This is a genomic window from Tabrizicola sp. (genome assembly GCF_016792905.1).
Lineage (GTDB): Bacteria > Pseudomonadota > Alphaproteobacteria > Rhodobacterales > Rhodobacteraceae > Tabrizicola.
In genome coordinates, this window is the sequence record NZ_JAEULP010000003.1 from 24,726 (window position 1) to 38,653 (window position 13,928).

Consider the following 13,928-nt stretch of genomic DNA (forward strand, 5'->3'; position numbering starts at 1 on the left):
AACCGGCCATAAACCGAGGGTATACGACGTTGCATACCGGCATGACTCTGCCAGCGCGGGCCACGACCGAGGCGCTCCGCGAGCTGTTTCCCGCGACTCCGCTTCAGCGGAACGACTTTCTGTCAGCCCGGTATGACGCCGACATCTGGCTCAAGCGCGAGGATCTGACCCCCGTCCGCAGCTACAAGCTGCGCGGGGCGTTCAACGCGATGCGCAAGGTTCGGGCGCGGCAGCCCGACCAGCGCCGGTTCGTTTGCGCCAGTGCCGGAAACCATGCGCAGGGGGTGGCATTCGCCTGCCGCCATTTCGGGGTCGAGGGGGTGATCTTCATGCCGGTGACCACGCCGCAGCAGAAGATCGACAAGACCCGCGTTTTCGGCGGCGACAATGTGCGCATCGAGCTGACCGGCGACTATTTCGACCAGACCCTTGCGGCGGCACAGGCCTGGTGCGCCGCCGCCCAGGCGCATTTCCTGTCGCCATTCGACGATCCCGACGTGATCGAGGGTCAGGCTTCGGTGGCGGTAGAGCTTCTGGAACAGCTTGGCAGCGCGCCCGACCTTGTCATCCTTCCGGTCGGGGGCGGCGGGTTGGCGTCCGGCGTCACCGGCTATCTGCGCGAGGTAGCGCCGGGCACGGCCTTCCGCTTCGTGGAGCCCCTGGGCGGGGCCAGCCTGAGTGCAGCGCTGTTGGAGGGCGCGCCGACGAAACTGCCAAAGATCAACAGCTTCGTCGACGGTGCGGCGGTGGCACGGGTCGGGGACAACACCTTCCGCATGCTGTCGTGGGTCGACCGAAGGGATGTCCTCCTCGCCCCCGAGGACCGCATCTGCGTGACAATGCTCGAGATGCTGAACCACGAAGGCATCGTGCTGGAACCTGCCGGGGCGCTTTCGGTCGATGTCCTGCCCGAACTGGCCGAAGAGATTCGCGGCAAGACCGTGGTCTGCATCACCTCCGGCGGCAACTTCGACTTCGAGCGCCTGCCCGAGGTCAAGGAACGCGCCCAGCGGTTCGCCGGGCTGAAGAAATACTTCATCCTCCGCATGCCGCAGCGCCCCGGCGCCCTGCGCGAATTCCTGAACCTCCTCGGTCCGGACGACGACATCACCCGGTTCGAATATCTGAAGAAATCCGCGCGCAACTTCGGGTCGGTCCTGATCGGGATCGAAACCAGGTCGGCCGACGGTTTCGCCCGGTTCACCGAGAGGATGGATGCAGCGGGCCTCGCCTTCCGCGACATCACCAGTGATGAGGCCCTGTCCGAGTTCCTGATCTAGGCCGCGCCCGCCTGATCCGGCGACAGCCCGCCCAAGAGGCTTGCGCGCGAGGCCCGGTAGATCGCCGCGACCTGTGCCGCGTCCACCGCTGCGCCCTGCCCGGCAGCGGCCTTGCGCTCACCCTCCTGGCAGATGGCGGCAAGGTCCGACAGGCCGAGGTTCAGCGCGCTGCCTTTCAGGAAATGCAGCTGGCCCTCCACCTCCTCGGCGGGCAGGCCCGCAACCAGCGCCTGCACCGCACCTTCGGCTTCGTCCAGGAACATGTCGGCTACCTCGACAAAGCCGTCAGCGCCGATCTCCTCCTTCAGTTCCGCAACCCGTTTCCAGTCGATCATGGCACACACCCGTTTCGTCCCCCAAGGCCGCAGTCTGCCGCCATCGCCGTTAACAATTCATGGCCGCCCGTCCGGCAAGCGTCAGGCATTTTAGCTTTCACCACCCGTTAAGACCTCGCGCAGAGCTTGGCTGCAACGGAGGTCGTGTCGTGCTGGCCAGTATCTTGCGGATGGAAGAGGGAATGCAGCCAGTTGCGCTGCCGCGTCATGTGCTGGTCGTCGACGACAGCCGCGCACAACGGCACATGGTGTCCATGCAGCTCCGCCGCTGGGGCTACCGCGTCACCGAATGCGAATCTGCCCTCGCCGGGCTGGACATGTGCCGGGCGTCCGACATCGACATCATCATCAGCGACTGGATGATGCCCGGCATGACCGGCCTGGAATTCTGCAAGGAATTCCGTGCTTTGGACCGTGAAAGCTATGGCTACTTCGTCCTCCTCACCTCCAAGTCCGAAAAGACCGAAATCGCCGACGGGCTGGAGGCCGGGGCGGATGACTTCCTGACCAAGCCCGTAGCCAGCAATGAACTTCGCGCCCGGCTGCGCGCGGGGGAACGGATGCTCGCCACGCAGGCCGAGCTTCTGGCCAAGAACCGGGTGATCGCCTCGACCCTGGTCGAATTGCAGAAGCTCTATGATTCGCTCGACCGCGACCTGATCGAGGCGCGGAAGCTGCAACAGACGCTGATCCGCGACCGCGTGCGCGACTATGGCTGGGCGCGGGTCTCGCTGATCCTGCGCAATTCCGGCCGCGTCGGGGGCGACCTTGTCGGGAGTTTTCGCGTCGATGACGACCGGGTGGTCGTGTATTCGATCGACGTGTCCGGCCATGGCGTCGCCTCGGCGATGATGACGGCGCGCTTGGCGGGGTTTCTTACCGGCTCCTCGCCGGAACAAAACCTTGCCTTCCAGACCGGGCCGAACGGTGATCATGTCCTTCTGCCCCCCGCTGCCGTGGTCGACCGTTTCAACCGCCTGATGCTGGAGGAAATCCAGGCCGAACAATACTTTACCATGGCGCTTGCCGTCATCGACCGGCAGAGCGGCACGCTGGATCTGGTGCAGGCCGGCCATCCGCATCCGCTGCTCGTCCGCCGCACGGGTGAGGTGCAGAAACTGGGCGACGGCGGGCTTCCCGTCGGTCTGGTCTCTGAAGCCCGGTTCGACCAGGTCCGGTTGCAGCTTGCCCCGGGCGACCGGCTCATTCTTTGCTCGGATGGCTTCACCGAATGCCCGCTGCCGAATGGCCAGGATTTCGGCGAGGACGGTTTGATCGAAAGCCTGCGCGCCTCGTCCCATCTTTCCGGCTCCGACCTGCTGGAGGCAATGGTCTGGGACCTGACCCGCGCCGCCGGAACCGATTCGTTCCCCGATGACGTCTCGGGGATCGTGCTGGACCTCTTACCCGAGGTATCGGGCCAGCATTGCCCGGTCCCCGGCATTTCCCAGCCGGGTCAGCGCGTCGGTGACGGGTAGCCAGACCGCCGTGTGCCCGGTCTCGGACGGCGGGCCGTGCCGACGCACCGGCCGCGCGAGGTAGACTGTGCACAACTTTTCGGCCCACAGGTCATACTCCGGCATGTAGGTGAACCGCCGGAACGCCCCCAACTGCCGCCTGACCGCAATCTTCCAGCCGGTTTCCTCGAACACTTCCCGGTGCAGCGCCGGAATGGGCTGCTCGCCCGGGTCGATCCCGCCCCCCGGCAACTGGAACTCGGGGACAGGCTCGGCCTGATGCGTCGCAAGGATATGATCCCCGTCCAGAAGGATCGCATAGACCCCCGGTCGCCGGGTATAGCGCTGCCCCGCCTTGACCGGCTCGCCATAGCGTCGGATCATCCGCACCCCCTTGGACCAGGCGTTGCTCTGCCTATATAGGCGCGGTATGCCAAGTCTGGCAGTATCAGGAAATCCCCGAATGACCACCGGTTCGCAAATCGCCTGGGACGATACCGTCCTGCCATTCCAGCTTGATGCCTCGGGCATCCGCGGCCGCGTCGCGCGGCTTGACGGTGTTCTGGACCAGATCCTTGAACAGCATGCCTATCCTTCGGTGATCGAGGCGCTCGTCGCCGAGACCACCGTGCTGACCGCGCTGATCGGTCAGGCCATCAAGCTGCGCTGGAAACTGTCGCTGCAAGTGCGCGGCAATGGTCCTGCCCGGCTGATCGCCACCGACTATTACGGCCCCAGCAAAGATGGTGAACCCGCTCGCATCCGTGCCTATGCCAGCTATGACGCCGACCGTCTTGATCCCTCGGCAAGCCCGTTCAGCCAGATTGGCGAGGGCTATTTTGCCGTGATGATCGACCAGGGTGAAGGCACCGTGCCTTACCAGGGCTTCACGCCCATCGCCGGCGGCAGTCTCGCGGCCTGCGCCGAGACCTATTTTGCCCAGTCCGAACAGATTCCCTCCCGCTTTGCGCTGGCCTTCGGCGAAAGCGTCGAGCCCGGCCGTCCGCTGCACTGGCGCGCCGGTGGGGTGATGCTTCAGCACATGCCCGCCGTTGGTGGTGTCGCGGCTGAGGCTGGGAGCGGCGAAGGCGGGCTTCTGACCCATGCCGACATCCTTGGCGGCGCCGAATCCGAGGATTGGAACCGCGCGAATGTCCTCCTCGACACGGTTGAGGAGCTGGAGATGATCGGCCCCTCGCTCGCTCCGACCGATCTCCTGATCCGACTCTTCCACGAGGAAAGCCCCCGCGTCTTCGACGCCCAGCCGGTGCGGTTCGGCTGTTCCTGCTCGGCCGACAAGGTGCGCAGCACGATGTCGATCTACAGTCAGAAGGACATTTCGAAGATGACCAACGACGCCGGGGTGGTCACGGCCGATTGCCAGTTCTGCGGCGCGCATTACGAGCTGGACCCGAAGACCCTGGGGTTCGAGGGCACCGTCGCAAAAGGCCTGGCCGGGAAATGACCGATCCGGTCGAGGTGTGGCTGCGCGACGCGCTTGCCAACCCGGCCGGGCCGTCCTCGGACTTCGACCTGAACCCCGGTATCCGTCCGCCATCCGACAAGCCACTGCGTCCGGCAGCGGTGCTGGTTCCGGTCTGGCTGCGCCCGGAAGGCGCGGGCCTGATCCTGACCAAGCGCGCCTCGCATCTGAAGCACCACCCCGGCCAGATCGCCTTTCCCGGCGGCAAGGTGGATGCCACCGACGCCAGCGCCGAGGCAGCCGCCTTGCGCGAAACGCAGGAGGAAATCGGGCTCGACCCGGCCCGTGTCCGCATCCTTGGCAGCCTTCCCGTGCATGAAACCGTCACCGGCTTTGCCGTCACGCCCTTTGTCGGCGTGATCGACAGCGCTTTCGATCCCGTGCCCGAGGTCGGAGAGGTGGATGAGGTGTTCACGGTCCCGCTCCGGTATGCCCTCAGCCCGGCCCGCTTCGTGATCGAGGGTCGGCAGTGGATGGGGGTCCGGCGCCGGTATTACGCCGCGCCCTATGGCCCCTATTACATCTGGGGGGCCACCGCGCGCATCCTGCGGGGCCTCGCCGAACGGGTGGCACCATGAGGATTCAGGGCGACTGGCTGGATCATCCGGGCACGCAGGCCCTGTGCAGGCTTCTTGAAGAACGGGGCCACCGGGCGCTGTTCGTTGGCGGCTGCGTCCGCAACGCCCTGCTGGCCGAGCCGGTGGGCGACATCGACATTGCCACCGATGCCGCCCCCGAAACCGTCTCTGACATGGCCAGGGACGCCGGTTTCAAGGTTGTCCCGACCGGCATTGACCACGGCACCGTGACCGTGATCGCCGGGGGGCGGCCCCACGAAGTCACCACCTTCCGTCGTGATGTCGAAACCGATGGCCGTCGCGCTGTCGTGGCCTACTCCGACCGGATCGAGGAAGACGCCGAACGGCGGGACTTCACGATGAACGCGCTTTACGCCGACCGCCATGGCAGGGTGATCGACCCGCTGGACGGCCTGCCCGATCTTCGCGCCCGCCGTGTCCGCTTTGTGGGCGACCCTGAAACCCGCATCCGCGAGGATTACCTCCGCATCCTCCGCTTCTTTCGCTTCCATGCCGCCTATGGCGACCCGGACGGCGGTCTTGATGCCGAAAGCCTCGCGGCCTGTGCCGCCCTTTCTGCCGGATTAGAGACTATTTCCAGAGAGCGTATATATGCCGAGCTGAAAAAGCTTCTTGCCGCCCGCGACCCCGCACCTGCGGTTGCCGCCATGGCGCAATCCGGCGTCCTTGCCCATGTCCTTCCCGGCGCCGACCCGCGCGGGCTCGCCCCGCTGGTGCACCTGGACGCCGCCGAGCCCCCGCGCTGGCTCCGCCGTCTGGCCGTTCTTGGCGGCGCGACGGATGACCTTCGCCTCTCCAGGTCCGAGGGACGCGACCTGGCCGCCCTGCGCGATGCGATCGGCAGCGTAGAGTCTCCCGCCGTTCTGGGCTGGCGCCTGGGCGAGCCGCTCGCCACCGACGCCCTCCTCGCCCGCGCTGTGGTTCTGGAAACGGCGCTCCCCTCCGGCTGGCAGACCGAGGTCCGGCGCGGCGCGCAGGCCCGCTTCCCCGTCATCGCCGCCGACCTGATGCCGGCTCGGACAGGAGAGGCGCTGGGCAGGCATCTCAAGGCACTGGAGGCCCGCTGGCTTGCCTCCGATCTCACCCTCAGCCGGGCCGACCTGCTGAAAGGGGCGTGACAATCCGACGCAACTCGGCTACGGAAGACGCAGCCAAGAAGGAGACCAGCATGGAACACGGGATTTCGTTTCGACTCGCCTGAGTTGACCGGTCCCGTCGTGGCGGTCGCACTCCAGCCCCGCCGCCCCCCATCGCTGCTACCTTCCAGGGTTTCTCCCCATGTTCCGCTTCCTCGAAAATCTCGTCGATCCCTATCAGCCCTATGCTGAACAGGACGCCCCGCCCACCCGGCTCTGGCCGTTCCTGAAGGACTACGTCCGCGCCTTCCGCAAGGTGTTTGCGGTCACGGCCGTCTTCTCGATCGGCAACGGCGTCCTCGACATTGGCCTGATCTGGTATCTCGGCCGCCTCGTCGACCTGATGACCGGCCAGACCCCGCAGGCCTTCATGGCCGCGCACTGGGCCGAGATCCTGCTGGTCGCCGTGGTCATCGTCTTCATCCGCCCGGTGGTTGCCGGGGGATCGGTCGGCCTCTTGCACAACTCCATCCTGACGAACTTCGGCACCATGATGCGGTGGCGGGCGCACCGCCATGTCCTGCGCCAGCCCGTCGGCTGGTTCGAAAGCGACTTCGCCGGCCGCATCGCCAACCGGATCATGCAGGCCCCTCCGGCGGCAGGGGACGCGGTGTTCCAGGTCTTCGACATGGCTGCCTTCGCCTGCACCACCTTCGTCGGCGCGCTCCTCATGCTCGCCGACGCCGACCCGCGCCTGATGATCCCGCTGATCCTCTGGCTCATCGGCTACCTCGCCCTGATGCGCTGGACGATCCGCCGCGCCGGTCCCGCCGCCACGGCCTCCAGCGAAGCGCGCAGCGCCGTCACCGGCCGGGTGGTGGACAGCTACACCAACATCCATTCCGTCAAGCTTTTCGCCCATCAGGGCAACGAGCTGAACTATGCCAAGGACGCCATCGAGACGGCGCGCAAGACCTTCCAGAAGGAAATGCGCATCGTCACCAAGATGGACATTGCGCTGACCTTCCTGAACGGGCTGATGATCCTCGGCGTCTCCGGCCTTGCCATGTGGCTCTGGGTGAACGGCACCGCCTCGGTCGGCGCAGTGGCCGCCGCCGTGGCTCTGGTCCTTCGCATCAACTCGATGACGTACTGGATCATGTGGGCCTCGACCCAGCTGGTGCAGAACCTCGGCACGCTGGCCGAGGGGATGGAGACCATCGCCCAGCCCGTGACCCTGGTCGACAAGCCCGATGCCAAGCCGCTGAACTTCCGGCACGGCCTGATCGAACTGAAAAGCATCAGCCACCACTACGGACGCGGGTTCGGCGGCTTGCAGGACGTGTCGCTGACCATTCGACCGGGCGAGAAGATCGGCGTCGTCGGTCGCTCCGGCGCGGGGAAATCCACGCTGGTCAAACTGATGCTGCGCTTCTACGACACCGAATCCGGCGCGATCCTGATCGACGGGCAGAACATCGCCGAGGTGACGCAGGACAGCCTCCGCCAGAAGATCGGCATGGTGCAGCAGGACAGCTCGCTCCTGCACCGCTCGGTCCGCGACAACATTCTCTACGGCCGCCCCGACGCGACCGAGGCGATGATGATCGCCGCCGCCAGGAAGGCCGAGGCGCATGATTTCATTCTGACGCTGGAGGACCCGCAAGGCCGCACCGGCTATGACGCCCATGTCGGCGAGCGCGGCGTGAAGCTTTCCGGCGGCCAGCGCCAGCGCGTCGCCATCGCCCGCGTGATCCTGAAGGACGCCCCGATCCTGATCCTGGACGAGGCGACCTCGGCCCTGGACTCCGAGGCCGAAGCCGCCATCCAGGGCGCGCTTTATGGCGTGATGGAGGGCAAGACGGTGATCGCCATCGCCCACCGCCTGTCCACCATCGCCGCGATGGACCGGATCGTCGTGCTGGAAGACGGCCAGGTGGTCGAGGACGGCCCCCATGCCGAACTCCTCCGCCGCAACGGCCTTTATGCCCGCTTCTGGGCCCGGCAGTCCGGCGGCTTCATCGGGCTGGAGGAGGAAGCGGCAGAGTAGATGCGCAAGGTCACAGACCGGCCCGACCTTCTGGTGATCGACCATCTGCCGTGGCGGGCCGTGTTTGGCGTTCTGGCCTTCCTGCTGGCCATGCTGGCCCTGGGCGGCCTGGCTCTCGCACGGGGTGGCTGGGCGCCCGGCCTTGGCCTGATCCTCCTTGGCGGCGGCTCGGCCCTTGCCGCCCTCTCGACCGTTGCGGAACACTGCCGCCTGGCGCTTGATCGAACGGCGGGCGAAGCCACGCTCACCCGCCGCAACTTCCGTGGCCGCAGGCTGCGACGCTACCCGCTTGCGCGCATCGCCCGCGCCGGAACGCAGTCAAAGCTGGACTGGATGTGGAAACCGCGGCTGCACCGCCTGGTGATCCACCTCGACAAGGGGCCCGGTCTGCCGTTCAGCGAAAGCTGGCAAGCGGGCAGCGAACCCGCCGAAATGGCGCGGGCCATCAATGACTGGCTGGCCCGGACCAGCGGGCAACACACTCCCTCGTGACGGGAACCCAGGCGCGACTCGCGGCTTGGTCCTTGCTTCCCCCCGCATACCGGCCTACCTGTCCCTCATGAGCGCGCTTCTGAACCTCGGCTCCCTCATTGATGCCTTCCGCCCTGCCGACGGGAACCCGCCACAGAAGCTGGGGGCCTTCATCCGCTGGTGCCTGTCGGGCTCCTGGCCGATGCTGGTCATCGCCGGGGTGCTGTCCTCGCTGGCCGGCGTGACCGAGGTCGTCTCGGCCCTGATCCTCGGCTGGGTGATCGACGCCGCCGTCAGTTCCAGCCCGACTGACTTCTTCACCCAGCACTGGTCGCTCGTCGTCTGGTTCCTGGGCTTCTACCTGATCCTGCGCCCCTTGGCCTTTGCCGTCTCCTCGGCCTCGAACAGCATCATCATCGGCCCGAACGTGATGCCGCTGGTCCTGTCGCGGCTGCACCGCTGGACGCTGGGGCAGGCCGTCACCTTCTTCGACAACGACTTTGCCGGTCGCATCGCGCAAAAGCAGATGCAGGCCGCCCGTGCTGTCACCGATGTCGCGACCGAGGTCATCAACACCGTCTGTTTCGCGCTGGCTTCGGTCATCGGCTCGGTCGCCTTCCTGCTGGCGGTCGATGCCAAGGCGGCGATTGCGCTGATGATCTGGCTGGTCGCCTACCTGTTCCTGATCCGCTTCTTCCTGCCGGTGATCCGCAAGAACTCCGCCGCCCGCGCCTCGTCGCGCGCGATGGTCTCGGGCCAGGTCGTGGACACCATCACCAACATCAAGACGGTGAAGCTCTTCGCCCATGCCGCCTTCGAAGACCGCGTCGCCATCGACGCGATGGAGGTGTTCCGCGACCGGTCGCTGGAGTTTGGCGTCATCTCCACCTGGTTCCGCTTCGCGCTGATGCTGCTGGCGGGCGTGCTGCCGGTCCTGCTCATCGGTGGCACCGTCCTTCTGTGGCAACAGGGCGCCGCCACCGCCGGGGACATCGCCGCCTCGGGTGCCATCGCGCTTCGGATCGCGCAGATGTCGGGCTGGGTCAGCTTTACCCTGATGTCGATCTATACCTCTGTGGGCGAGGTCGAGGACGGGATGCGCACGCTTTCTGCCCCCCATACCCTGACCGACGCCCCCGATGCCGTCGCCCTGCCGCGGGTGAAGGGCGAAATCCGCTATGACGATGTCACCTTCGCCTATGGCCGCCAGCGTGGCGGGGTGCAGGGCATCGACCTGACGATCCGGGCTGGGGAAAAGCTGGCCATCGTCGGGGCATCCGGCGCGGGCAAGTCCTCGCTCGTCTCGCTTCTCTTGCGCCTCTACGACCCGGAAGAGGGTCACATCACCGTCGACGGCCATGACCTGCGCAAGGTCACGCAGGAATCGCTGCGTCGGCAGATCGGAATGGTCACGCAGGAAACCGCGATGTTCAATCGCAGCGCGCGCGATAATATCGCCTACGGCAGACCCGAAGCCTCCGAGTCCGAGATCATCGCCGCCGCCCGCGCCGCCGAGGCGGACGAGTTCATCGCCCACATGCTCGACCATCAGGGCCGCAAGGGTTACGACGCCTTCCTCGGCGAACGCGGGGTGAAGCTGTCCGGCGGCCAGCGCCAGCGCATCGCCCTTGCCCGCGCCTTCCTGAAGGACGCGCCGATCCTGGTGCTGGACGAGGCGACGTCCGCGCTTGATAGCGAGGTCGAGGCCAGCATTCAGGCGGCGCTGGGACGCGTGATGGAAGGCAAGACCGTGCTCGCCATCGCGCACCGCCTGTCGACCATCGCCGCGATGGACCGGATCATCGTGATGGACCGGGGCCGGATCGTCGAACAAGGCAGCCACGCCGAGCTTCTGGACCTTGGCGGCCTATACGCCCGCTACTGGAACCGGCAGTCTGGCGGCTTCATCGGCACCGAAGACGAAGCGGAAGCGGCAGAGTGATCGTCACCATCGACCGGCTGGGCCATCTGGGCCACGGTATTGCCCGCGCGCCGGACTCGGGCCCGATCTATGTCCCCGGCACCCTGCCGGGAGAGGTGATCGAAGGCACCCAAGACGGCGACCGCTTGCTGGACCCCAAGATCGTCACCCCCTCGGTCGACCGCGTCAAACCCCCTTGCCGCCACGCCCGCACCTGCGGCGGCTGCCAGCTGCAACACGCCTCCGACAGCTTCGTGGCCCGGTGGAAGCAGGACGTCGTCGCCACCGCCTTGGCCGCCCAAGGCCTGACCGCGCCCTTCCTGCCGCTCGCCGCCTCGCCCGCACGTTCCCGCCGCCGTGCCACGCTGTCGGCCCGCCGCACCAAGTCCGGCGTCCTGATGGGCTTCCACGCCCGCGCCTCGGACACGATCGTCGAAATCCCCGATTGCCAGCTCCTCCACCCCGCCCTCCTCGCCGCCTTCCCCGGCCTGCAAGCCCTCGTCGCAGCCGGTGGATCGCGCACGACCGAACTCTCCCTGCAGGTGACGCTCACCCGCGGCGGGCCAGATGTTGTAGTGACAGGCGGCAAACCCCTCGACGCCGCCCTCCGCCTCGACCTCGCCCGCCTCGTCGAGACACACGCCTTCTCCCGCCTCACCTGGGACGGCGAGACCGTCGCCCTGCGCGACCGCCCCGCCCTCACCATGGGCCCCGCCACCGTCGTCCCACCCGCCGGGTCCTTCCTGCAGGCGACGCAAGAAGGCGAAGCCGCCCTCCTCCATGCCGTCCGTGAAGCCCTCGGCCCGCAGAAGCGGATTGTCGATCTCTTCTCCGGCATCGGCACCTTCACCCTCCCCCTCGCCGAAACCATGGAAGTCCACGCCCTCGAAGGCGACCCTGCCATGACCAAGGCCCTCGACCTCGCCGCCCGCAACACCCCGAACCTCCACCGCGTCTCCACCGAAACCCGCGACCTCTTCCGTCGCCCGCTGGAACCTGACGAACTGCTCACCTTCACCGGCGCCGTCATCGACCCCCCGCGCGCCGGAGCGGAAGCGCAGACCGACCGCCTTGCGCAGTCGAAAATCCCGGTGATCGCCGCCGTCTCCTGCAACCCCGTCACCTTCGCCCGCGATGCCAGGGCCTTCACGGACAAGGGCTACCGCCTCGACTGGGTCCGGGTCGTCGACCAGTTCCGCTGGTCCAGCCATGTCGAGCTTGTCGCCCGCCTCAGCCGCCCCTGACATTTCCGTGATCCCCTGGCCCCGCCAGCCGACTAGGCAAGCCGGCCACTTTCCTGTATCCATTGGGAAAAAACAGGCGCACTACAGGCGGACAAGGGCATGCGGTTTTTCGGGTGGTTGGCGATCCTCGTCGCCGTGATCGGTCTTTCGGGCTGCGGCTCGAAGTTCAAGAGGTATTACGGACCGGAAGTCACCCAGGTCCAGGTCCACAAGGCCGACCGCAAGATGTATCTCTTCCACAACGAAAAGGTGCTGAAGGCCTATGACATCGGCCTCGGCTTCGCCCCCGTCGGTCACAAGCAGTTCGAGGGCGACGGAAAGACCCCCGAAGGCCAGTATTTCATCAGCTACAAGAACCCGGATTCGCAGTATCACCTCTCGCTCGGCATCTCCTACCCGAACGAGGCCGACATCGCCTTTGCCGAATCCCAGGACAAATCCCCCGGCGGCGACATCTTCATCCATGGCGGCCCGAACACCCGCGTCTCGAAACGCGACTGGACCTGGGGCTGCGTCGCCTTGACCGACAAGGAAATCGAGATCGTCTATTCCATGGTGAAACCCGGCACCCCGGTCTTCATCCTGCCCTGACCTGGACATGAAAAAGGGGCCCGAAGGCCCCCGTTTCCTCTGGCCGGGCGCGATCAGGCCCCGGTCAGCATCGTCCACCAGATCTTGCCACCCGGCTCCTGGAACCAGGCAAAGCCCAGACGGGTCGCCAGCGGGTCCATGATCACGTCGCGGGTATCGCCCTGCGCCATCCACGATGACAGGGTCTCCAGCTCGGTCTCATAGGTCTCCGAGATGTTCTCGCCCAGAAGCCGTCCGGTGAACCCGCTGCGCTGCGCCCGCACCAGCGGCGAAGACCCGTCCGAGCCGAAGTGCCAGGGCCGGTTCTGCACCGACATGTCGCGCGAATGGGTTTCTGCCGCGGCGTTCAGGTTCGCATCGAAGGCCACCTGGGGCAGGCCCTTGGCCGACCGCAGCGTGTTCATCGAGTCAAGGAAGCGGAACGACACCTCGCGCCCATCCTTGATCTTGTAGACCCGGGGCAGGGGCTTGCCGTCCGCGCCGACCTGCGGCTCGCTCGTCGTGCCACAGGCTGCAAGGGCCAGGACCATGCCCTGTGCCAGGAAGATGCGTCTATCCATTCCGTCCACCAGTTCGATGCCGCCCGAAGCGGCCATTCGGCCCCTCTTAGCGGAAGCTTGCGGGAGGTTCAAACAGGCTTCTGCTCATGAGCGGATGCCGACATGCCGTGCCGCCTCGGGGACGGCGACGAAGACTTGCCCATCGCCCGATGCTGACAGGTCTTTGATTTGCGGCTGCCAAGGAAAAGCGCTATAGGCCGCGCAAACACGGTCTTTGAGGAGTTTCTGCCATGTCGAACGACACGGTCAACCGCCGGGCGGTTCTGGGTGCGGCGGTGGGCGTTGCCGGTCTGGCAGCGCTTCCCGCCTTTGCCCAGGACGGCAGCACCGAGTTCACCGAACCCGCCACCTCGGTGCGCAACAACATCTCCAGCTTCCGCATGTTGCAGTGGCAGGACTATTTCGACAACACCCGCAACGGCGCGATCCTGGCCGACACGACTTCGCGCGCGCTGCATTTCTGGTCGGAAGACCAGTCGATCTACCGGCTGTACCCGACCTCGGTTCCCCTGACGGAAGAGCTGACGCGGCGCGGCGTCACCTCGGTGATCCAGAAGGTCGAGAACCCGACCTGGCGCCCGACGGCTTCCATGTTGCAGCGTCACCCGGAATGGCCGGCCGTCGTGGAAGGCGGGGCGCCGGACAACCCGCTCGGCGTCCGTGCCCTGTATCTCGGCTGGCCCGCCTACCGGATTCACGGCACGCATGACACCCGCAAGATCGGCCGCCGCTCCTCAAGCGGCTGCATCGGGCTTTACAACGAGCACATCCTGGAACTGTACGGATTCGCCAAGGTCGGGACGCAGGTGCGGTTGATCTGACCTGCCCCATTTGGCGTCAACAATGGGACCGCGTCGCCGA

At 66.4% G+C, this 13,928-nt stretch carries 14 protein-coding genes; 11 read left to right on the forward strand and 3 right to left on the reverse strand.

The genetic code is table 11. From position 1 onward, the window contains the following. Nucleotides 1–41: 41 nt before the first annotated feature. The gene (gene ilvA, locus JNL31_RS00745) at nt 42–1,280 is read left to right on the forward strand and encodes a threonine ammonia-lyase IlvA (RefSeq protein ID WP_294968552.1); all 1,239 of its coding nucleotides are present in this window, start codon (nt 42–44) and stop codon (nt 1,278–1,280) included. Here the strand turns inward: ilvA and JNL31_RS00750 are convergent. Continuing rightward, nucleotides 1,277–1,615, reverse strand: coding sequence for an Hpt domain-containing protein (locus tag JNL31_RS00750; protein WP_294968555.1), 339 nt, complete (start codon nt 1,613–1,615; stop codon nt 1,277–1,279). The two genes, ilvA and JNL31_RS00750, sit on opposite strands and share 4 nt — an antisense overlap. 149 nt (nt 1,616–1,764) lie before the next feature. On the opposite strand from JNL31_RS00750, the gene JNL31_RS00755 reads away from it, so the two are divergent. Next, nucleotides 1,765–3,093 carry a SpoIIE family protein phosphatase gene (locus JNL31_RS00755; RefSeq protein ID WP_366928905.1) on the forward strand — a complete coding sequence of 443 codons (1,329 nt, stop codon included), beginning with the start codon at nt 1,765–1,767 and terminating at the stop codon, nt 3,091–3,093. Here the strand turns inward: JNL31_RS00755 and JNL31_RS00760 are convergent. Further along, nucleotides 3,019–3,456: an NUDIX hydrolase gene (locus JNL31_RS00760; RefSeq protein WP_294968558.1), complete on the reverse strand. Its 438-nt coding sequence runs from the start codon at nt 3,454–3,456 to the stop codon at nt 3,019–3,021. The two genes, JNL31_RS00755 and JNL31_RS00760, sit on opposite strands and share 75 nt — an antisense overlap. Before the next feature lie 79 nt (nt 3,457–3,535). On the opposite strand from JNL31_RS00760, the gene JNL31_RS00765 reads away from it, so the two are divergent. The 8 genes from JNL31_RS00765 to JNL31_RS00800 all read left to right on the forward strand — a co-directional run bounded on the left by JNL31_RS00765 (nt 3,536) and on the right by JNL31_RS00800 (nt 12,507). Next, nucleotides 3,536–4,537, forward strand: coding sequence for an Hsp33 family molecular chaperone HslO (locus JNL31_RS00765; RefSeq protein WP_294968561.1), 1,002 nt, complete (start codon nt 3,536–3,538; stop codon nt 4,535–4,537). Then, a complete protein-coding gene (locus JNL31_RS00770; protein WP_294968564.1) occupies nt 4,534–5,133 on the forward strand; it encodes a CoA pyrophosphatase in 600 nt (199 codons plus the stop codon). Before JNL31_RS00765 ends, JNL31_RS00770 begins: the two co-directional genes overlap by 4 nt. After that, nucleotides 5,130–6,272 (forward strand): CCA tRNA nucleotidyltransferase, encoded by a 1,143-nt coding sequence (locus JNL31_RS00775; protein WP_294968567.1) that lies wholly within the window; start codon nt 5,130–5,132, stop codon nt 6,270–6,272. The genes JNL31_RS00770 and JNL31_RS00775 overlap by 4 nt, the downstream gene beginning before the upstream one ends. A 160-nt stretch (nt 6,273–6,432) precedes the next feature. Then, on the forward strand, nt 6,433–8,280 hold the full coding sequence (locus tag JNL31_RS00780) for an ABC transporter ATP-binding protein (RefSeq protein ID WP_294968570.1): 1,848 nt from the start codon (nt 6,433–6,435) through the stop codon (nt 8,278–8,280). After that, on the forward strand, nt 8,281–8,772 hold the full coding sequence (locus tag JNL31_RS00785; RefSeq protein ID WP_294968573.1) for a hypothetical protein: 492 nt from the start codon (nt 8,281–8,283) through the stop codon (nt 8,770–8,772). A 67-nt stretch (nt 8,773–8,839) separates the two neighbouring features. After that, nucleotides 8,840–10,693, forward strand: a complete 1,854-nt coding sequence (locus JNL31_RS00790; protein ID WP_294968574.1) for an ABC transporter ATP-binding protein — start codon at nt 8,840–8,842, stop codon at nt 10,691–10,693. Next, nucleotides 10,690–11,916, forward strand: coding sequence for a class I SAM-dependent RNA methyltransferase (locus JNL31_RS00795; protein ID WP_294968577.1), 1,227 nt, complete (start codon nt 10,690–10,692; stop codon nt 11,914–11,916). Before JNL31_RS00790 ends, JNL31_RS00795 begins: the two co-directional genes overlap by 4 nt. Nucleotides 11,917–12,015: 99 nt before the next feature. Further along, the gene (locus tag JNL31_RS00800; protein WP_294968580.1) at nt 12,016–12,507 is read left to right on the forward strand and encodes a L,D-transpeptidase family protein; all 492 of its coding nucleotides are present in this window, start codon (nt 12,016–12,018) and stop codon (nt 12,505–12,507) included. A 53-nt stretch (nt 12,508–12,560) separates the two neighbouring features. Here JNL31_RS00800 and JNL31_RS00805 read toward each other — a convergent pair whose 3' ends face one another. Next, on the reverse strand, nt 12,561–13,067 hold the full coding sequence (locus JNL31_RS00805) for a CAP domain-containing protein (protein ID WP_294968626.1): 507 nt from the start codon (nt 13,065–13,067) through the stop codon (nt 12,561–12,563). A gap of 230 nt (nt 13,068–13,297) precedes the next feature. On the opposite strand from JNL31_RS00805, the gene JNL31_RS00810 reads away from it, so the two are divergent. Next, a complete protein-coding gene (locus tag JNL31_RS00810; protein WP_294968582.1) occupies nt 13,298–13,888 on the forward strand; it encodes a L,D-transpeptidase in 591 nt (196 codons plus the stop codon). Nucleotides 13,889–13,928 lie beyond the last annotated feature (40 nt).